Raw genomic sequence first — 18,433 nt, 5'->3', positions numbered from 1 at the left:
GCCTTCCGATGGCGGACACCACGCAGACGGCCGGAGGCGCGCTCGCGGCTTCGGCGCTTTTGGGCGACGTCTGGCGCAACGGCCTGCTGGCGGCGGCAAGCTGGCTGCTGGCGGCCGCCGTCACCGTCGGCTTCGCCGACGTCGTGCCCTGGGGCCAGACGCAGCTTTTCGCGCTGCTGCTGGTGGTCGGCGCCGGCGCATTCCTGGTGCTCGCCTTCACGGTCCACCGCCTCGGCACCATCGGCCGCAGGCTCGTGCACTACGGGCCATGGTGGATCGCGCTCGGCGCCTGGTTCACGGTCTGGGAAATCTCCACCGCCAAGCTCGGCTGGCTGCCGAAGCCGTTCTTCTCGCCGCCGCAGGGGCTGCTGCATGTCTACCTGACCGACTGGGACCGGCTGCTCGTCTGCGTGCTCTATTCGCTGCGGCTCTGGGGGCTCGGCTTCTTCTCCGGCGTCGCCATCGGCTTCGTCGTCGGCGTGGCGCTCGGCTGGTCAAAGCGCTTCAGCTATTGGGGCATGCCGCTCCTCAAGCTGATCGGCCCGGTCCCGGCCAGCGCCTGGATCCCGAGCGCCTTCTTCGTCTTCCCGACCACCTTCGGCGCCTCGATCTTCCTGGTGGCGCTCGCCTCCGGTATCCCGGTCATCATCCTGACCGCCTCCGGCGTCGCCTCGGTCAACCGCTCGCTCTACGACGTCGCCCGCACGCTTGGCGCCGATCGCCGCTTCCTCGTGCTCAAGGTGGCGATCCCGGCCGCGCTGCCAAACGTCTTCGTCGGCCTGTTCATGGGGCTCTATTCCTCCTTCGCCGTCCTCGTCATCGCCGAGATGCTCGGCGCCAAGTACGGGCTCGGCTGGTACCTGCAGTTCCAGACCGCCTACTCGGCCTACGCCAATGTCTATGCCGCGCTGATCCTGATGGCACTGCTCTGCTCCGGCCTGGTCAAGCTGCTCTTCGTCGGGCGCGACCGCCTGCTCGGCTGGCAGAAGGGGATCGTGCAATGGTAGCCGCGCTCGCCTCCGCCCCCGAAGCGGCGTCACCCGGTCTCGCGGTCGAGCTGCGCAACGTCTCGCACGGCTATGACCTGCCATCCGGGCCGCTGCCCGTGCTGGAGAACATCGATCTCAAGATCGAGCCGGGCTCCTTCGTCGCGCTGCTGGGGCCGTCCGGCTCCGGCAAGTCGACGCTGCTGCGGCTCGTCGCCGGCTTGGAGCCGCCGGTCGCCGGCAGCGTGCTCGCGGATGGCGTCGCGGTCGAGGCGCCCGATCCGTCCCGCGTGCTGGTGTTCCAGGATCCGACGCTATTTCCCTGGCGCACGGTCCGCCGCAATGTCGCGCTCGGGCTCGAAGCGCAGGGACGCCTCAAGACCGAAGGCCACCGTATCGACGAGGCGATCGGCCGCGTGCGGCTCTCGGAATTCGCAGACGCCTTTCCGCATCAGCTTTCCGGCGGCATGGCGCAGCGCGCGGCGCTGGCCCGGGCGCTCGTCAACGATCCGCGCCTGCTGCTGCTTGACGAGCCGCTCGGCAAGCTCGACCAGTTGACCCGCCTCACCATGCAGGGCGAGTTGCTGGCGCTCTGGCAGCAGTCCGGCTTCACGGCGCTGCTCGTCACGCACGACGTCGAGGAGGCGCTGCTTTTGGCCGACCGCATCGTCATCTTCAGCGACCGCCCGGCCCGCATCCTCGGCGAGCGGCGCGTCGAACGCGCCCATCCGCGCCATCGCGGCGATCCCGAACTGGTCGCGCTGCGGCGCGAGATCCTTGCGCTTCTCGGCGTCAGCGAGGCGATATGAGCCGGCGATCCCTTTCACCCGAAGCCCTGTTCAGGCGCGACGCCCTCGGCACCGGCCTGCTCTTCGCCGGCATCCTGGCGCTCGTCGTCGCGCTCGCCTGGTGGGCGGTGGTCTTCCTCAACGTGGCGGCCAACACCAGTCTCACGATCCCGGCGGCGGTCCCCTGCCTCGTCAACACCTCCGACCTCTGCTCGCTCGCCATGTCGCTGTGCGGCGCGGGACACTGGCTCGGCATCCCGCGCTATTGGGAAGGATTGTTCTGGGCAGGCGCGGTGCTGACCCTCGCGGCGGGGGCCTTCCAGCTCGCGTTCACGACCGCCAGTGCCGTCGAAACGGGATCGCGGCGCGGCGGCGAGAATTGAAATGGATTTTCCCGCACTCTGCCCGTTTCCTGAGCAGGCATGCTTCGCCATTCGGCGATGTTGATGGAATGATCATCCAAGTCTCGCGGCACCGAGACAGCAAGTTTGAAGAATAGACAACAATTGATTGAACCAGACGGATGATATCCGTTCGAGGAACGATAAATCATGGCAATTTTTGATCGGAATATCTTCGCGAAGACCGCGACGACGCTCGGCGCCCTGCTGGTGTCGGCCTCGATGCTGGCCGGCGTGGCGCAGGCGGGCGAAACGCTCGACAAGATCAAGTCGCGCGGCCAGATCAAGGTCGGCGTCGGCACGCTTCCCGGCTTCTTCGCCCCCGACAGCAACGGCAAGTGGCAGGGCTTCTTCATCGATTTCGGCCGGGCGCTGGCGATCACCGTCTTCAACGATCCGGAAAAGGTCGAGTTCACCTCGTCCTCGCCACAGCAGCGCCTCCCCGCCCTGCAGGCCGGCGAGTTCGACATCCTGCTCTCGGGCGTGACGCAGACCATCACCCGCTCGTTCAAGCTCGGCTTCCATTTCGGCCCGATCATCTTCTATGACGGACAGGGCCTGCTGGTCGCGAAATCCCTCGACGTCACCAAGGGATCGGAGCTCGACGGCGCCACCATCGGCGTGCAGAGCGGCACGACGGGCGAGCTGAACATCGCCGACTTCTTCCGCAAGAACGGCAAGACGTTCAAGCCGGTCGTGATCGAGGACACCAAGGAGTTCGTCGCCGCGCTGGAAAGCGGCCGCGTCGACGCGCTGACGCAGGACGCCTCCGACCTGGCGCTGAAGCGGGCGCAGTTCGCCAAGCCGGATGACTTCCTGCTGCTGCCGGAGCGGCTGTCGAAGGAACCGCTGGCGCCGGCCGTGCGCGCCGGCGACGACCAGTGGCTCGAGATCGTCAACTGGACCGTATACGCGACGATCCAGGCGGAGGAGTTCGGCATCACCAAGGAGAATGTCGACAGCTTCCTGACCAGCGAAGACCCGGCGATCAAGCGCTTCCTCGGCGTCGACCCGTCGCTCGGCGAGGCGATCGGCCTCGATCCGAAGTTCGCCTACAACATCATCAAGACGCTCGGAAACTACGGCGAGATCTACGAGCGCAACATCGGCAAGAACACGCCGGTCGGCTTCGAGCGCGGCTACAACCAGCCCTGGACCCAGGGCGGCCTGCTGTACTCGCCGCCGTTCCGCTAGGCCCGGCACGGCCGATGGCCAGCGGCTCCATTCCGGGCGCCCCGGCGCCCGGCCCCCTCTCGCCTCGAGACTTTCTGGGTGAGCGTCCGCTCACCCAGATTTTCGTGTTTGTCGGCATCCTCGCGCTGCTCGGCCTGTTCGGCCAGAGCATGGCGACCAACATGCATCGCGTCGGCATCACGCCGGGCTTCGGCTTTCTCGCCCGGCCGACCAATTTCGAGATCGGCGAAACGCTGATCGCCTATTCGTCGCAAAGCAGCTTTGCCCGCGCCATCCTGGTCGGCCTCGTCAACACGCTGGTCGTCTCCTTCGTCGGCTGCGTGATCGCCACCATCCTCGGCGTCGCGCTCGGCGTCGCGCGCATGTCGAGCAATCCGCTTCTGGCCGGTTCCGTCCGCGCCTATGTCGAGCTGATCCGCAACACGCCGCTGCTGCTGCAGCTCTTCTTCTGGAGCGCGACGTTCCACGCCCTGCCGTCCGCGCGAAAGGCGCTGCAGCCGGTGGAAGGCGTGTTCCTCAGCAATCGCGGCATCTACATCCCGGCGCTGCGCTTCGAGAGCGGTCTGGCGGAGATCCTGGCCGCGGCCGGCATCCTCGCCGCGATCCTGCTGCTCCTGCGCGGACGGCGGATCGGCCTGTCCTTCCGCGCCCGTGCGCTCGGATCGGGCGCCGGCCTTGCGATCCTCTTCCTGCTTCTCGCCCTGAGCGGGCTGGCGCGCGCCGAACTGCCGGCGCTGAAGGGCTTCAACATCGTCGGCGGGCTGTCGCTGACGCCCGAATTCGCGGCGCTGGTCGTCGGTCTCTTCGTCAATTCCTCGGCGCTGGTCGCCGAAATCGTGCGGAGCGGCATCCAGTCGGTGCCGCAGGGCCAGTGGGAGGCGGCGCGCTCGCTCGGCCTGCATCCCGGCCAGATCTTCCGCCTCGTGATCCTGCCGCAGGCGCTCCGGGTGATCACGCCGCTGATGACGTCGAACTATCTGAGCCTGACGAAGAATTCGAGCCTCGCCGTCGCGATCGGCTACCCCGATCTCGTCAGCATCATCAACACCGCCGCCAACCAGACCGGCCAGGCGCTGGAGACGATCATCATCATGGTCGCCGTCTATCTCGCGATCAGCTTCTCGGTCTCGATCGCGATGAACCGCTACAATGCGCGCCAGGCCCTGAAGGGGCTCAGCCGATGACGATCGCCTTCTCCGGCCCCGCGCCGGCGGCGCCCCGATCCTCGCCCTGGCGCCAATGGCGACAGGGCCTGTTCGGCTCGCCGGCCAACATCCTGATCACGCTCGGCTTCGCCGCCTTCGTCGCCCTCGTCGTCCTGCCTTTCCTGCGCTGGGCGGTGATCGACGCGACCTGGACGGGGACGGCGCAGGACTGCGCGGCGAGGACCGGCGCCTGCTGGGCCTTCATCGGCGAGAAGGCCCGCTTCATCCTGTTCGGCCTCTATCCGAACGATCGCGACTGGCAGGCGGCAATGGCGGTCTTCCTCCTGATCGGCCTCGTCGTCGCGACCGGAATCCCGCGCCTCTGGGGGCGCTGGCTCGCGCTCGCCTGGCCGGTCACCCTCGGCGCCGCGATCGCCATCCTGTCCGGCGCGCTGACCGGGATCTGGGTCGCTACCGACAAATGGGGCGGGTTTCCGGTGACGGCGCTGCTGTCGGTCGTCGGCTTTGCCGCCGCCTTCCCGATCGGAATCGGGCTGGCGCTGGCGCGGCGCTCGAACATGAGGCTGATCCAGCTTCTCGCCGTCGGCTTCATCGAGACGATGCGCGGCGTGCCCCTGATCGCCGTGCTCTACGTCTCGACGCTGCTGCTGCCGCTGATGCTCCCGGCCGGCTTCTCGCTCGACAAGCTGCTTCGGGCCCAGATCGCGATCGTCCTGTTCGTCTCGGCCTACATGGCGGAGATCGTCCGCGCGGGGCTGCAGGCGGTGCCAAGCGGGCAATACGAGGCATCGCGGTCGCTCGGCCTCTCCTGGGGAACGACCATGCGCCGGGTGGTCCTGCCGCAGGCGCTGCGGGCGGTCATCCCCGCCTTCGTCAGCCTCGCCATCGGCCTCTTCCTCGACACCACGCTGGTGATCGTCATCGGCCTGTTCGATTTCCTGAATACGGCGCGCGTCTCGGCGACCGACCCGAACTGGATCGGCTTCTACAACGAAGCCTACGCCTTCGCGGCGGCGATCTACTTCGCCCTCTCCTACGCCGCCTCGCGCTACAGCCTCTGGCTCGAGCGGCACCTCAGGGCCGTGTCGACATGAAGGCAGGGCCGCGGCGCGGCAGCGCTAGGCATAAGCGACCCAGCCACGGAAGCTCAGCCCCGCGTAGAACAGGCCGACATTCGAGAACCCCGCCTCGCGCAGCAGCGCCTCGTCCTGCTCCGGCGACAGGATCGACAACCGCGTGGCAATCGCCTGCCGGGCGCTCTCCGCCTGGGCGGGATCGGTCCCGCCGAACGCGACATGACGGGCGATCCACCGCGACCGCTCCGGCTCCGCCTGCGGAAAGCTCAGATGGGCGACGACGAAGGGCGCGCCCGGCGCAAGACGGCGACGGATCTCCAGGAGCGTATGGAGGCGCTGCTCCGGCGGAACGAAATGGAACGTCAGCAGGCAGGTCGCGCCATCGAACGGCCCCGCCGGCGCCGTGTCGATATAGCCTTCCTGCAGGCGGATCCGCCCCGAATGGGCCCCGACGATCTCCGCCGCCACGCGCAGCATCTCGGCCGACGGGTCGATGCCGTCGAAGCTCCAGCCGGGATGATCGTCGGCCAGCGCCTTCAGTTCCAGGCCGCCGCCCGCTCCGAGCACCAGCACCCGCCCCTGCTGCGCGACATGCTCGGCCAGCAGCATCGAGGTCATGCGATGAAGGGCGGCAAATCCCGGCACCTGGCGCGGCGGCCCCTCCGCATAGAGGCTCGCATGCGCGCCGCCAAACGCCGGCGTCACGAGGCGGGAAGCGCCCGCCCGTCCATCGTCTCGTTGCATGCGATCTCCTCCGGCCACGACTGAATTTCATGCAACTATATAAGTTACATTACAGGACAGGCAAGGCCGGCGTTGCGGGCGCAATCAAGCCCGCGCCCTTGTCCTCGGACCAGTTCCTTCGCTATCAGCGAGGCTCACCTTGCAAGGACGGAAGCACATGACGAAGCTGGTTGGAAAAGTCGCCTGGGTCACCGGCGCGGGAAGCGGCATCGGGCAGGCGGTCGCCAAGGCGCTGGCCGGCGCGGGCTGCACCGTCGTCCTGACCGGACGGCGTCGGGAGGCCCTCGACCAGACGGCGGCCGCGATCGCCGAGACGGGCGGCAAGAGCCTCGTCCAGTCCGGCGACCTGACGCAGCCAGAGACCGCCGGAACGATCGTCACCGAGATCGAGGCGCGGTTCGGACGGCTCGATCTTCTCGTCAACAATGCCGGCGGCAACATCGTCGAGCGCGCCTGGAAGGACCTCACGCCGGCCAGTATCGACGGCCTGATCCACAGCAACCTGTCGGCCGCGCTCTACTGCGCCGCCGCCGCCATGCACCCGATGCGCAAGGCGCAGCAGGGCCAGCTGATCCACATCGCCTCCTGGGCCGGCAAGTTCATCCATCCCGTCAGCGGCCCCGTCTATACCGCTGCCAAGCATGCGGTCGTGGCGATGAGCCAGAGCATCAACATGGAAGAGTACCGGAACGGCATCCGTTCGACCGCCATCCTGCCGGCCGAGGTCGCGACGCCGATCCTGGAGAAGCGCCCGACACCGCCGAGCGCGCAGCAGCGCGCCGAGATGCTGCAGCCGGCCGATCTCGCCGAACTCGCCCTCTTCATCGCCACGCAGCCGGCTTCGGTCTGCCTCAACGAGGTCGTCATCAGCCCCCGGCTGAACAAGTTCTACGAGAGATAGGAAGGACGCCGATCCTTTCCGGCGTCCGGGTCCGCTCCGGTCCGGACGCCGCTCCCGATCGATCCACCGCGCCGCTCCATCGCAGCGCGGGTCTCCATTCACCAAGACGACTAATTTAATCGACAAAATAGCAATTCGGTTTTTTCTTCTGCTCGCGCCGCCGCTTCGAGCAAGGAAAGTCCCCGTCGCGCGCCGATCTAGATCGCGACGGTCTCGTCTTTCCTCGGCCTGCCATGCTGGAATGGGGCATGCCCAGTCCTACCCGCCCGGCCCTTCGCCGCCGACCTCGACATGCCCGCCTGTCCCCGCCGAGCCGCGCACGCGTGCCGGCGCATGCCTTCGGCCGCATGCCGGATCCCGTCTTCGCGCCGGCGGCGCCGGACGCTTCCCCCCTCATTCCGTCGACCTGACGTCCCCATGGAGAAAACCATGTCGCTTGCCGCCGCCTACCCCTACACGGCGAATTCCGATCGCTTCCAGGCCGGCGTCGAGACGGCGGCCTTCAAGAACTCGATGCGGTTCCTGGCCGGGGCCGTCAGCGTCATCACGGTCGGACAGGGTCAGGACCTGACGGGCTTCACGGCGACCTCGGTCTCCTCGCTCTCGGCCGACCACCCCTCCATCATCGTCTCGCTCAACCGCGCCTCGTCCTCCTGGCCGGCCATCCAGCGCTACCAGAGCTTCTGCGTGAACGTGCTGGCCGACGACCAGCAGCACGTGGCGGACAATTTCGCCGGCCGGGGCGGCCTCAAGGGCGCCGACCGCTATGAGGGCGCCTCCTGGCAGAAACTCGTCACCGGCAGCCTCGGCCTCGTCGGCGCCCTGACGGTCCTCGATTGCGAACTGGAAGAAGCGATCGAACGGCACTCGCATTCGATCCTGATCGGCTCCGTCCGGGCCATCACGACCACGGCGGAAGCCCAGCCCCTGCTCTACTGGCACGGCGGCTATCGCCAGCTGTCGAACGAGACGGGCCCGGCATCGCGCTGATCCCTTCGCCGCCGGCTCCCGACCGATCGAGCGCCGGCGGCCACTCTCAGTATATTCCAATGCGATTCTCGTATATTTACGAAGCGATCCAAATTTATCTCTCTCCAATCGAAATAATTACTAATCCAAATCCGCCGAATATTTTCTAAATCATCAGACGAATCGCAAACACGATTTCTTTCAGAGGTGGATATCTCATTCTACCCTGATGCAGATGATCGTCATCGATACGATCACGGACAACACACATCGTCGATGTGCCCATTGCCTTGCTCTCGTCACCAAAGTCCTTCTCGGACGGGTGCGGACAGGGCCTCCATCAGAAACGAATGAAATCATGCGCCTGAAATTCGGCTTCCATGCCCCGTCTCTCGCCCTCGTGGCCATCGCCATGCTCTCGAGCAGCGCCTTCGCCGCCGACGAGGCGGTCAAGGTCGGCCTCGTGACGCGGACCGACAGCAATCCCTTCTTCGTCAAGCTGCGCGAGGATGCCCAGGCCTATGCCAAGACGGCCGGCGCGGAGATCGTCGCCATCACGGGCAAGACGCATGACGACGCCGCCGGCCAGGTCGCCGCGATCGAGGATCTGACCGCACTCGGCGTCAAGGGCATCCTGGTCACGCCGAGCGACGCCGAAGCGCTGAACGACGCCATCGCCAAGGCCCGCGCCGCCGGCATCCTCGTCATCGCGCTCGACGGCCGCGTCTCTCCCGACAGCGCCGTCGACGCCACCTTCGCCACCGACAATCTTCAGGCGGGCGTCCTGCAGGGCCAGTGGGTGCGCGCCGCGCTCGGCGACACGGCGCCCCGCGTCGCCTTGGTCGACGGCACGCGCGGCACCGTCTCGACGCGCGAGCGCCATGACGGCTTCCTGAAGGGCTTTGGCCTGCAGGAAGGCGCGCCCGAGATCATCGCGCAGCAGAACATCTCCAACCAGGCGGAAGCGCAGACGGCGCTGGAAAACTTCTTCCAGAAGGATCCGACGATCAACGCCGTCTACACGGTCTATGAGCCGGCGGCGGTCTCCGCCCATGCCGTCACCTCGGCGCTCGGCCTCGCCGGCAAGGTCGCGATCGGCTCGATCGACGGCAGCTGCGACGGTATCAAGGCGGTCGCCGATGGCCAGGTCGGCGCCACCGTGGTGCAGTTCCCGGGCAAGATGGCCGAGCTCGGCGTCCAGGCCGTGGTCGACTATGCCAAGACCGGTGCCAAGCCGAGCGGCTTCATCGACTCCGGCGCCGTGCTGGTGACCGACAAGCCGTTCGAAGGCATCACCTCGCAGGATTCCGCCTGGGGCCTGAAGAATTGCTGGTAGCACCCGCCCGCCCGGACGTGGCGGGGAAGACCGGTGAGGGCCGGGTGGCCGCGTGGGGAAAATCCCTGCGCGGTCATCCGCTTGTCGGCCCGGCGCTGGCGCTGCTGCTGCTGGTCATCGTCTTTTCCTTCGCCTCCGATCGTTTCCTGACCGCGACGAACGTCTCGCTCGTGCTGCAGCAGACGCTGGTCCTCGGAATGCTGGCGCTCGGGCAGACGCTGATCATCCTGACGGCGGGCGTCGATCTGGCGCTCGGCGCGATCACGGTGCTGGCAACCATCGTCGCCGCCAAGGTCGCCGTCGGCGGCGCGCCGGAAGGACTGGCGCTGCTGCTGGCCTTCGTCCTGGCGATCGCCGCCTCCACGCTGAATGGCCTGCTGGTGGCGCGGGTCCGCCTGCCGCCCTTCATCGTCACGCTCGGCGCCTTCACCGTACTGACGGCGGTCTCCTATCTGCTCTCCGGCTCGCGCAGCCAGACGATCCCCAAGGGCCTCCTGACCTTCCTCGGCCAGGGCTTCAGCATCGGCGGCGTGTTCATCAGCTGGGGCATCCCGACCCTGCTCGCCGCCTATGCGCTGTTCGCGCATATCCTCGGCAACACGGCGTGGGGCAAGCACATCTACGCCGTCGGCGACAATCCGGATGCCGCCCGCCTCGCCGGGGTCCGCGTCGAACGGACTTTGATCGGCGTCTATGCCGTCGCCGGCCTGCTCTATGCCGTCGGCGCCTGGCTGTCGCTCGGCCGCATTCCGAGCGCCGATCCCAACGCCATGGCCAATATCGCGCTGCAGAGCATCACCGCCGTCGTGCTTGGCGGCACCAGCTTCTTCGGCGGACGCGGCAAGGTGCTCGGCACGCTGACCGGCGCGCTGATCGTCGGCGTGCTGCGCAACGGACTGACCCTCGCGGGCATCGACAGCCTGTTCCAGGACATCATCACCGGCATCCTGATCGTCGCGACGGTCTCGCTCGATCAATATTCGCGCAGGAAATCCAATTGAGCACCGCTCCCCTCGTTCCGGCCGGCACCATCCTCGCCGCGCGCAGCCTCGTGAAGACCTATGGGTCGGTCGAGGCGATGCGCGGCGCCGATTTCGACCTGAAGCAGGGCGAGATCCTCGCCGTGGTCGGCGACAACGGCGCCGGCAAGTCGACGCTGATCAAGTCGCTGGCCGGCGCGACGGTACCGGATTCCGGCCAGATCTTCATCGACGGCAAGCCGGTGCAGATCAGCGACCCGACGCAGATTCTTGGCGCCGGCATTGGCGTCGTCCATCAGGATCTCGCGCTCTCCGGCGAACTCGATCTGGTCAGCAACCTGTTTCTCGGCCGCGAGATCCGCAAACCGTCCTTCAGCGGCCGCGTGCTGCGAACGCTCGACCGCGCGGCGATGGCGAAGATCGCCGGCGAGCAACTGGCCAGTCTCGGCCTCGGCAACGTCTCGCTGACGACGCCGGTGCGCAAGCTTTCGGGCGGCCAGCGCCAGGCGGTGGCGATCGCGCGCGGCATGGCGTTCGGCGCGCGGGTTCTCGTCCTCGATGAACCGACGGCGGCGCTGGGCGTGCGCGAAACGGCCGTGGTCATAGACCTGATCCGGCGCGTGCGCGACAAGGGCGTCAGCGTCACGCTGATCAGCCACAACCTGCCGCAAGTGCTCGAAATCGCCGACCGCATCCACATCCATCGCCAGGGCCGCCGCGCCGCGGTCGTCCGGCCGGCCGAGACGAGCCTTCGGGGCGTGGTAGGCATCATGACCGGCATCGACGAGATCGCCGCCTGAGCGGGCGCGGAGCCCGCCAACAGGCGGGCTCACCATCTCCGCCTTCCCTTCTAGCCGATCAGGCGTTCGACGATGCGATCCGCGACGAATTCGGCGTGCCGGGTCACCTCCAGCAGCCCCATCAACTCGCCGAACGAGCCGCGCGCCAGCGGGCCGGCGACATAGAGGCCCGGCACCGGCGATCCCCCTGCGTCGAGAGCGACGGCTTCGGCATCGACCGCGAGCCCGAGCCCATAGGCGTCCAGCCCGACGAGGCCCGCGGCATGGAGGGAAGCGATCGCCGGGTTCTCGCGGATAACGGCGGCATGAGCCGGACCGGTCGCGACGATCACCGCGTCATATCGCTCCTGACGGATGGTCCGCCGCGAACGCGGCCGGATATCGATCACGAAGGACCGCGCATCCCGGCTCGCCGCCACGAGCGATCCGGCGAGAACCTCGAGCGTTCCATCAGCGATCCGGCGATCCAGCGCGGCCTCGACCTGCGGCGCGACACGGAAGCGATGCACGTCCCAGAACACTCGCAGGTGACGGACGAGACGGCGGCGCTCGGCCAACGACAGCGCGGCCCAGATCGCCCCGCCCTGGCCGCGCAGCGCGTCGAAGACGGGATGCCAGGTCTCGCCGGCCGTCCGGCCGGCTTCCAGTTCGACGCGGATCTGCCCGAGCAGCTTCAGGACGGTCGGGGCTGGCGCAGTGGTGAAATCGCCGCGCGGCTGCCACGTCCCTGGCGCATGCCCCTTCGAGCGCAGGCCATGGCGGGAGAGCGAGGTGATCTCCCCGCGATGGCCGCGGGCGTCGAGCGAGGCGACGATATCGGCCGAGGTCAGGCCGTTTCCGACGATCAGGACGCGGTCGTCCGGGGCGATGCCCTCCAGCGCGTCCGAGGCATAGGCGTTGGCGACGAAGCCCTTTCGTTCCGCCAGCGGCCGCAGCACGGCCGGCACAGACGGCGCAGGATGGGTCGTCGCGAGGACGAGAACGTCGGCCAGCAGCACGCTGCCGTCCTCGAGACCGATGCGGAAGCGCTTGCCCTGCTTCTCGATCGCGATCGCCCGGGTTTGGCTGTGCCGGACCAGCCCTTCGCCGAGCAGCGGCAGCAGTGTCGCGTCGACATAGAGGCCGAACAGGCGGCGCTGCGGAAAGACGTGGCCGTCCTCCGTCACCGCGCCCCTGTCGGCAGCGCCGGTCCGCTCCAGCCACTCCGCGAAATGGCCTGGCTGTTCGGAGATCAGGCTCATCCGCGCCGCCGGCACATTGATCCGGTGCGCCGCGTCATGGGTCGAATAGGCAAGGCCGGCGCCGAGCAGCGGGCGAGGTTCGACTACCGTGACCGGGCCGAGGCGAGGCAGGCGACGGGCAGCGAGATGATAGGCCACCGCGCCACCCGTGAAACCACCTCCCACAACGACGACAGTCGGCGGCTTTCTGCGGCTTGTCATGAATGGATGCTCATCAGGCTGCCGGGCGATGGTCGCCGGCGATGGTCTCGCCGAAGGGCCCGGTATTGACCGCGCTGCTGCGGGACGAGATCGGATGATCGAGCGGCAAGTTCGGCAGCACAAGCTCGCCGAAGCGATAGGCCTCCTCCAGATGCGGATAGCCGGAGAAAATGAAGGTATCAATGCCGAGACGCCGGTATTCGTCGATGCGTTCGGCCACCGTATCCGGGTCGCCGACCAGCGCCGTGCCGGCGCCGCCGCGCACGAGGCCGACGCCAGCCCAGAGATTGGGCGATACTTCGAGCTTGTCGCGGCGACCGCCATGCAACCGGCTCATCCGCGCCTGGCCTTCCGAGTCCATGCGGGCAAATACCTTCTGCGCCGCCGCAATGGTGTCATCATCGAGATACCGGATCAACTCCTCCGCCGCCGCCCACGCCTTCTCGCTGGTCTCGCGGACGATCACGTGCAGGCGGATGCCGAAGCTGACATCGCGCCCTTTCGCATCGGCGAGGCGCCGCACCGTGTCGAGCTTCTCCGCCACCTGCGCCGGCGGCTCGCCCCAGGTCAGGTACTTGTCAATCTGCTCGGCCGCCACGTCATTGGCCTCGGCCGAGGAGCCGCCGAAATAGAGCGGCGGATACGGAGCCTGCACCGGCGGAAACAGCAACCGCCCATCCTCGATGCGGAAGTGCGGCCCCTCATGCGCGACCGTCTCGCCGCTCAGCACCGCCTTGTAGATATCGAGGAATTCGCGCGTGACGGCGTAGCGCTCGGCATGGCTCAGGAAGATGCCGTCGCCCTTGTTCTCCTGCGGGTCGCCACCGGTCACGACATTGATCAGCAGGCGCCCGCCGGAGATCCGGTCGAGCGTCGCCGTCATGCGCGCGGCCAGTGTCGGCGACTGCAGGCCCGGCCGCACCGCGACCAGGAAGCGAAGGCGGCGGGTCAACGGCGCGAGCGCCGAGGCGATGACCCAGCTGTCCTCGCAGCTGCGACCCGTCGGCAGCAGCGCGCCATAGAAACCGAGCGAATCGGCGGCCTGGGCGATCTGGGTCAGATAGGGGAGATCGACTGCCCTGCCGCCGACGGACGTACCGAGATAACGGCTGTCACCATGAGTGGGAATGAACCAGAGAACCTTGATGCGCTCGGGCACGTTCACACTCATGTATATCTCCGATCAATTCAGAATTATCCAGACCTTTCCGCCATCGTGGAAAGAAGCGGCAATGTATTATCGAACAAATCCGGACAAAAGGAAACAATTGCCAATTATGCCTGCAATATAGAAATTCGATGGCTTCTCGCAAACGGCTTCGGCGGAGAGATTTGGACGAAGCGCGCGCCGGCCCTGCCAGCGCGCCCTCCTCCCGTTCAATCAGGATCACCGCATGTCGCTCTCCACCGCATCCGCGATTTCATCCACGCCGGCAGCCAGGCGGATCGCCAGCGACCAGGAGGCACTGGACATTGCCCGGACGCTCGCCGCCGAATTCGCCCGCGGCGCCTCGCAGCGCGACCGCGACCGTCAATTGCCCTGGACCGAGTTGGAGAAGCTGGCCGCGTCCGGCCTGCTCGCCATCACCGTGCCGCGCGAATATGGCGGCATCGACGTTTCGGCTGCGACGCTCGGCGAGGTGTCGGCGATCCTGGCCGAGGCCGACAGCTCGATCGGCCAGATCCCGCAAAACCACTTCTACATCCTCGAGGCGCTGCGAGTGGACGGCACCGAGGCGCAGAAGCGCTTCTTCTTCGGCCGCGCGCTCGCGGGTGATCAGTTCGGCAACGCCCTGTCGGAAATCGGCACCAAGAATGTCGGGCAGCAGAACACCAAGATCGAGCCAGACGGCGACTCCTTCCGCATCAACGGCCGCAAATTCTATTCGACCGGGGTGCTGTTCGCCGACTGGATCGTCGTCTTCGCCAACGACCCGGAAGGACGGACGACCATGTCCTTCCTGCCGCACGACGCGGAAGGCCTGACGGTTCTCGACGACTGGAGCGGCTTCGGCCAGCGGACCACTGGTAGCGGCACTACCATCGTCGACAATGTCCGGGTCGACAAGGACAGCATCGTCGAGCACCAGAAGGGCTTCGATCGTCCGACGACGATCGGCTCGCTCGGGCAGATCATCCATGCCGGCATCGATCTCGGCATCGCTCGCGCCGCCCTCGCCGAAACCCTCGATTTCGTCCGCAACCGCGCGCGCCCCTGGAGCGATGCGGGGGTCGAACGCGCCTCCGACGACCCGCTGACGATCTCGATCGTCGGCAGCCTCGCGATACGCCTAGACGCCGCCAGCGCGCTTCTTGCCGAGGCCGGCCGCAAGGTGGACACCGCGCGCCGTTCGCTTGCCGAGCCGGACGTAATCGCCGCCACCATCGCGGTTGCCGGCGCCAAGGTGCTGACCACGGAAGTGGCGCTCGCAGCCACCAACGCGCTGTTCGAGCTCTCCGGCACGCGCTCGACGTTGATCGAAGAGAACCTCGATCGCCACTGGCGCAATGCCCGCACGCACACGCTGCACGATCCCGTCCGTTGGAAGTACCACGTCGTCGGAAACTGGGTGCTCAACCAGGTCGCGCCGCCGCGCAACGGCGCGCTTTAGGACAGGACGCGTGCGCGGCCGGTTCGACGGCCGCGCACTCTTTCGGGAGCGCGGGATCAGGCGACCTTGCCGATCCGCCACTGGGCAGGATGCGGGGCGCCATTGACGGCGAAATCGCCGATGATCCGATCCTTGTAGATGCGCGGATTGTGAGACGACAGCGTCCGCGCATTGCGCCAGAACCGGTCGAGCGCCACGCCCCTCCGCGTCGCCGAGGCGCCCAGCGCATCGAAGACCGAGGCGGTGGCATCGAGAACCAGGCTAGACACAATGACCTGCGCCTGCGCGACCTCGATATCCGCGATTGCGGCGGCCGCCGCTTCGCCCGCCTCGTCGCCGGCGATCCGGCGCTCGAATGCGCGCTGCACCGCCTCCGCCGCCTTCAGCACGATCGTGCCGGCGGCATAGGCGGCGGCGCGGATGCGGCCGACCACCTGCAGCACCTGCGGATCCTCGCTCGACCGCGCGCCGGCGCCATTGCTGTAATGGCGGGTGCGCGCCGCCACCGCCTCGGCGAGTTCGAGCGCCGCCGCCCGGCCGATACCGGCGAGCGTCGCCAGATGTATAAGCTGGAAGAAGGCCTGGCCGTATCTGACCCGCCCCTCGTCGGCGACCAGCTGCGCCGGCTCGATGGCGACATTGGTGAAGACGGTTGTCCCGCTTGCCGTGCCGATCTGGCCGAAGCCGTCCCAGTCATCGAAGATCTCGACCCCCGGCGCATCCGAGCGCACCAGCACGCCGACCGGCTTGTCGTCTTCGCCGGTCGCGGTGACGTCGATCCACTCGGCGAACAGCGAACCGGTCGTGTAGTATTTGGTGCCGTTCAGCCGCCAGCGCTCGCCATCGCGGTCTAGCCGGGTCGAGAAGGTGAGCTGCTTGGCCTCCCCCACCTCGCTCCAGGCATTGCCGACCGTGTCGCCGGCGACCAGCCGCTCGAACCAGTTCGCCTGCCAGGCCCTCGAGCGCGTGCTGACGATCTCCTCGGCGAAGCCGAAATGCGCGCGCAGCGCCTGCGTGACGTTCGAATCCGCCGCCGACAACTCGATCAGCAAGGCGAAGAGTTCCGGCACCGAGGCGCCGAAGCCACCCTGCTCGCGCGGCACGCGCAGGGCGCCGAAGCGCGCGACCTTCAACAATGCGAGCTCTTCATAGGGCAGCCGACGCGCCACCTCGCGATCGACGGCGCCGGCCGCGATCTGCCGGAAGACGGGCCGGAACGTCGCGGCCAGCGTCTCGTAGGAAGCGCTCGGGCCGGCGCCCCAGCCGGCATCGATCTGCGTCATCTCTGTGGTCCTCGCCTGCGTGAAAAGGAATAGCTTCCGCGATTGCCGGCTGCGCGCCGCGCGCGAGCGGCGGTGCGGGTCGACGGGCGTTGCGCCAGTCCCGGAAGCCGTCCACCAGCGATATCCGATCGATGCCAAGGCGGACAGAAACCCCATCATGCGCTGCGGCACGGGGCTAAAAAATCATTCCCATCGCCGGATCCATCGCCCCGAAGGCCGCCGGCGGGGGAGGAAATTTCCATGGATGCGGCGAAGAAGGATACCCGCTGCCTGTAACCGGTCAACGCGCCCCGCTAGTCTTTTCTTACAAATATTATGAATTTCGAAGGAATTCCCTTTGCCTCGACACATCCGATTCAATGCCTTCGAGATGAACTGCGTCGGCCATCAGTCTCCCGGCCTCTGGGCGCATCCGGACGATCAATCCTGGCGATACAAGGACGTCGAATATTGGGCTGATCTGGCACGAACGCTGGAGAAGGGCATTTTCGACAGCATCTTCATTGCCGACGTTATCGGCTACTACGATGTCTACAAGGGCGACCTTGACGCCGCCTTACGCCAAGGTGCGCAGATCCCGGTCAATGACCCGCTGCAACTGGCGCTGCCGATCACCCTCAGCACCCAGCATATCGGCGTCGGCATCACCGCCTCCACCTCGTTCGAGCATCCCTATACCTTCGCGCGGCGGCTCTCGACGGCCGACCACCTCACCAAGGGCCGCGTCGCCTGGAACATCGTCACCTCCTATCTGGAGAGCGGCGCCAAGAATGTCGGCGAAGCGGGACTGCGCCAGCACGACAACCGCTATGATGTGGCGGAGGAATATCTCGAGGTTCTCTACAAGCTGCTCGAAGGCAGCTGGGAGGAAGGCGCCGTGCTCCGCGACCGCGAGCGGCGGCTGTTCGCCGATCCGGCCAAGGTGCACGAGATCGGCCATCACGGAAAATACTTCCAGGTGCCGGGCTATCATCTGAGCGAGCCCTCGCCGCAGCGCACGCCGCTGCTGTTCCAGGCCGGCCAGTCCGAGGCCGGGCGGCGCTTCGCCTCCCGCAACGCGGAGTGCGTCTTCGTCGGGGCGCTGACCAAGCCGGCGCTAAAGAACTACGTCTCCGACATCCGCGCCCGCGCCGCGGCGGAGGGACGCGATCCGCGCAAGCTGCTCGTCTACAACCTCATCACCATCATCGTCGACGAGACAGACGCCAAAGCGCAGGCGAAGTTCGAGAAGCTGCAGGAATACGCTTCCTATGATGGCTCGCTCGTCTTCATGTCCGGCTGGACCGGAATCGACTTCGGTCAGTACGCGCCAACCGACCTGGTGCGGCAGGTGGCGCCCAAGGGCCTGACGTCGCTGGTCGAATCCATCGAGGAAACCGGCCGCCCCTGGACGATCGAGGAACTCGCGCAGTGGGGCGGCATCGGCGGCGCCGGGCCTGTCTTCATCGGATCGGCGGAAACGATCGCCGACATCCTGCAGGACTGGGTCGCGGAAACCGACGTCGACGGCTTCAACGTCGCCTATGCGATCACGCCGGGCTCGTTCGAGGACATCGTCGGCTATCTCGTCCCCGAACTGCAGCGCCGCGACGCCTATCCGACCGCCTATGCCGAGGGAACGCTGCGCGAAAAGCTCTTCGGCGATGGCCCCTATTTACCGGACGACCATCCCGGCGCGCGCTACCGCGACATCGAGGCCGTGAAGCGGGCCGAGGCCGCGGCGCGGCAGCGCTCCGCCCCGGAAGCCGCCTGACA

The 18,433-nt window shown here is 67.2% G+C and carries 17 protein-coding genes; 13 read left to right on the top strand and 4 right to left on the bottom strand.

What is annotated here, in order from left to right; genetic code table 11:
* Positions 1 to 8: 8 nt before the first annotated feature.
* From OSH07_RS14190 to OSH07_RS14165, 6 genes are all read left to right on the top strand, one after another.
* Positions 9 to 1,007: an ABC transporter permease gene (locus tag OSH07_RS14190; RefSeq protein ID WP_266339316.1), complete on the top strand. Its 999-nt coding sequence runs from the start codon at positions 9 to 11 to the stop codon at positions 1,005 to 1,007.
* Positions 1,001 to 1,795: an ABC transporter ATP-binding protein gene (locus OSH07_RS14185; protein ID WP_266339315.1), complete on the top strand. Its 795-nt coding sequence runs from the start codon at positions 1,001 to 1,003 to the stop codon at positions 1,793 to 1,795. The genes OSH07_RS14190 and OSH07_RS14185 overlap by 7 nt, the downstream gene beginning before the upstream one ends.
* Entirely contained in the window at positions 1,792 to 2,157 is a 366-nt protein-coding gene (locus OSH07_RS14180) for a hypothetical protein (protein ID WP_266339314.1), read from the top strand. Before OSH07_RS14185 ends, OSH07_RS14180 begins: the two co-directional genes overlap by 4 nt.
* Positions 2,158 to 2,397: 240 nt before the next feature.
* Positions 2,398 to 3,369 (top strand): amino acid ABC transporter substrate-binding protein, encoded by a 972-nt coding sequence (locus tag OSH07_RS14175; protein WP_420909633.1) that lies wholly within the window; start codon positions 2,398 to 2,400, stop codon positions 3,367 to 3,369.
* Between the two features lie 104 nt (positions 3,370 to 3,473).
* Complete coding sequence (locus OSH07_RS14170) at positions 3,474 to 4,553, top strand: amino acid ABC transporter permease (protein WP_266339312.1); 1,080 nt, start codon at positions 3,474 to 3,476, stop codon at positions 4,551 to 4,553.
* On the top strand, positions 4,550 to 5,629 hold the full coding sequence (locus OSH07_RS14165) for an amino acid ABC transporter permease (protein ID WP_266339311.1): 1,080 nt from the start codon (positions 4,550 to 4,552) through the stop codon (positions 5,627 to 5,629). Before OSH07_RS14170 ends, OSH07_RS14165 begins: the two co-directional genes overlap by 4 nt.
* 24 nt (positions 5,630 to 5,653) lie before the next feature.
* Here the strand turns inward: OSH07_RS14165 and OSH07_RS14160 are convergent, their stop codons facing one another.
* Positions 5,654 to 6,355, bottom strand: coding sequence for a class I SAM-dependent methyltransferase (locus tag OSH07_RS14160; protein WP_266339310.1), 702 nt, complete (start codon positions 6,353 to 6,355; stop codon positions 5,654 to 5,656).
* Positions 6,356 to 6,512: 157 nt separating this feature from the next.
* Here OSH07_RS14160 and OSH07_RS14155 point away from each other — a divergent pair, with 157 nt between their 5' ends.
* The 5 genes from OSH07_RS14155 (at position 6,513) to OSH07_RS14135 (ending at position 11,341) form a co-directional block, all read left to right on the top strand.
* Positions 6,513 to 7,256: an SDR family oxidoreductase gene (locus tag OSH07_RS14155; protein ID WP_266339309.1), complete on the top strand. Its 744-nt coding sequence runs from the start codon at positions 6,513 to 6,515 to the stop codon at positions 7,254 to 7,256.
* A gap of 429 nt (positions 7,257 to 7,685) precedes the next feature.
* Positions 7,686 to 8,246 carry a flavin reductase family protein gene (locus OSH07_RS14150; protein WP_420909629.1) on the top strand — a complete coding sequence of 187 codons (561 nt, stop codon included), beginning with the start codon at positions 7,686 to 7,688 and terminating at the stop codon, positions 8,244 to 8,246.
* A 337-nt stretch (positions 8,247 to 8,583) separates the two neighbouring features.
* Complete coding sequence (locus tag OSH07_RS14145) at positions 8,584 to 9,561, top strand: substrate-binding domain-containing protein (RefSeq protein ID WP_266339308.1); 978 nt, start codon at positions 8,584 to 8,586, stop codon at positions 9,559 to 9,561.
* A gap of 44 nt (positions 9,562 to 9,605) precedes the next feature.
* Complete coding sequence (locus OSH07_RS14140) at positions 9,606 to 10,562, top strand: ABC transporter permease (RefSeq protein ID WP_266339307.1); 957 nt, start codon at positions 9,606 to 9,608, stop codon at positions 10,560 to 10,562.
* Between the two features lie 77 nt (positions 10,563 to 10,639).
* Positions 10,640 to 11,341 carry an ATP-binding cassette domain-containing protein gene (locus OSH07_RS14135; protein WP_420909632.1) on the top strand — a complete coding sequence of 234 codons (702 nt, stop codon included), beginning with the start codon at positions 10,640 to 10,642 and terminating at the stop codon, positions 11,339 to 11,341.
* A 50-nt stretch (positions 11,342 to 11,391) separates the two neighbouring features.
* Here OSH07_RS14135 and OSH07_RS14130 read toward each other — a convergent pair whose 3' ends face one another.
* Positions 11,392 to 12,783, bottom strand: coding sequence for an FAD/NAD(P)-binding protein (locus OSH07_RS14130; RefSeq protein ID WP_266339305.1), 1,392 nt, complete (start codon positions 12,781 to 12,783; stop codon positions 11,392 to 11,394).
* Between the two features lie 13 nt (positions 12,784 to 12,796).
* On the bottom strand, positions 12,797 to 13,954 hold the full coding sequence (gene ssuD / locus OSH07_RS14125; protein WP_266339304.1) for an FMNH2-dependent alkanesulfonate monooxygenase: 1,158 nt from the start codon (positions 13,952 to 13,954) through the stop codon (positions 12,797 to 12,799).
* Positions 13,955 to 14,177: 223 nt separating this feature from the next.
* Here ssuD and OSH07_RS14120 point away from each other — a divergent pair, with 223 nt between their 5' ends.
* The gene (locus tag OSH07_RS14120; protein WP_266339303.1) at positions 14,178 to 15,395 is read left to right on the top strand and encodes an SfnB family sulfur acquisition oxidoreductase; all 1,218 of its coding nucleotides are present in this window, start codon (positions 14,178 to 14,180) and stop codon (positions 15,393 to 15,395) included.
* A gap of 56 nt (positions 15,396 to 15,451) precedes the next feature.
* Here OSH07_RS14120 and OSH07_RS14115 read toward each other — a convergent pair whose 3' ends face one another.
* Positions 15,452 to 16,678, bottom strand: coding sequence for an acyl-CoA dehydrogenase family protein (locus tag OSH07_RS14115; protein ID WP_266339302.1), 1,227 nt, complete (start codon positions 16,676 to 16,678; stop codon positions 15,452 to 15,454).
* Between the two features lie 337 nt (positions 16,679 to 17,015).
* On the opposite strand from OSH07_RS14115, the gene OSH07_RS14110 reads away from it, so the two are divergent.
* On the top strand, positions 17,016 to 18,431 hold the full coding sequence (locus OSH07_RS14110) for an LLM class flavin-dependent oxidoreductase (protein WP_266339301.1): 1,416 nt from the start codon (positions 17,016 to 17,018) through the stop codon (positions 18,429 to 18,431).
* The last annotated feature ends 2 nt before the right edge of the window (positions 18,432 to 18,433 follow it).

The sequence above is a fragment of the Kaistia nematophila genome (assembly GCF_026343855.1).
GTDB classification, from domain to species: Bacteria; Pseudomonadota; Alphaproteobacteria; order Rhizobiales; family Kaistiaceae; genus Kaistia; species Kaistia nematophila.
Note: the sequence above shows the minus strand (reverse complement) of the source record. Positions and strands in the feature narration are given on the sequence as shown.

What these genes read in the sequence shown, in the direction of transcription:
- OSH07_RS14185 (WP_266339315.1), top strand. Translation starts at nt 1,001, where the DNA reads ATGGTAGCCGCGCTCGCCTCCGCCCCCGAAGCGGCGTCACCCGGTCTC.
- ssuD (WP_266339304.1), bottom strand. Translation starts at nt 13,954, where the DNA reads ATGAGTGTGAACGTGCCCGAGCGCATCAAGGTTCTCTGGTTCATTCCC.
- OSH07_RS14115 (WP_266339302.1), bottom strand. Translation starts at nt 16,678, where the DNA reads ATGACGCAGATCGATGCCGGCTGGGGCGCCGGCCCGAGCGCTTCCTAC.
- OSH07_RS14120 (WP_266339303.1), top strand. Translation starts at nt 14,178, where the DNA reads ATGTCGCTCTCCACCGCATCCGCGATTTCATCCACGCCGGCAGCCAGG.
- OSH07_RS14160 (WP_266339310.1), bottom strand. Translation starts at nt 6,355, where the DNA reads ATGCAACGAGACGATGGACGGGCGGGCGCTTCCCGCCTCGTGACGCCG.
- OSH07_RS14165 (WP_266339311.1), top strand. Translation starts at nt 4,550, where the DNA reads ATGACGATCGCCTTCTCCGGCCCCGCGCCGGCGGCGCCCCGATCCTCG.
- OSH07_RS14155 (WP_266339309.1), top strand. Translation starts at nt 6,513, where the DNA reads ATGACGAAGCTGGTTGGAAAAGTCGCCTGGGTCACCGGCGCGGGAAGC.
- OSH07_RS14135 (WP_420909632.1), top strand. Translation starts at nt 10,640, where the DNA reads ATGCGCGGCGCCGATTTCGACCTGAAGCAGGGCGAGATCCTCGCCGTG.
- OSH07_RS14190 (WP_266339316.1), top strand. Translation starts at nt 9, where the DNA reads ATGGCGGACACCACGCAGACGGCCGGAGGCGCGCTCGCGGCTTCGGCG.
- OSH07_RS14145 (WP_266339308.1), top strand. Translation starts at nt 8,584, where the DNA reads ATGCGCCTGAAATTCGGCTTCCATGCCCCGTCTCTCGCCCTCGTGGCC.
- OSH07_RS14130 (WP_266339305.1), bottom strand. Translation starts at nt 12,783, where the DNA reads ATGACAAGCCGCAGAAAGCCGCCGACTGTCGTCGTTGTGGGAGGTGGT.
- OSH07_RS14175 (WP_420909633.1), top strand. Translation starts at nt 2,398, where the DNA reads ATGCTGGCCGGCGTGGCGCAGGCGGGCGAAACGCTCGACAAGATCAAG.
- OSH07_RS14150 (WP_420909629.1), top strand. Translation starts at nt 7,686, where the DNA reads ATGTCGCTTGCCGCCGCCTACCCCTACACGGCGAATTCCGATCGCTTC.
- OSH07_RS14180 (WP_266339314.1), top strand. Translation starts at nt 1,792, where the DNA reads ATGAGCCGGCGATCCCTTTCACCCGAAGCCCTGTTCAGGCGCGACGCC.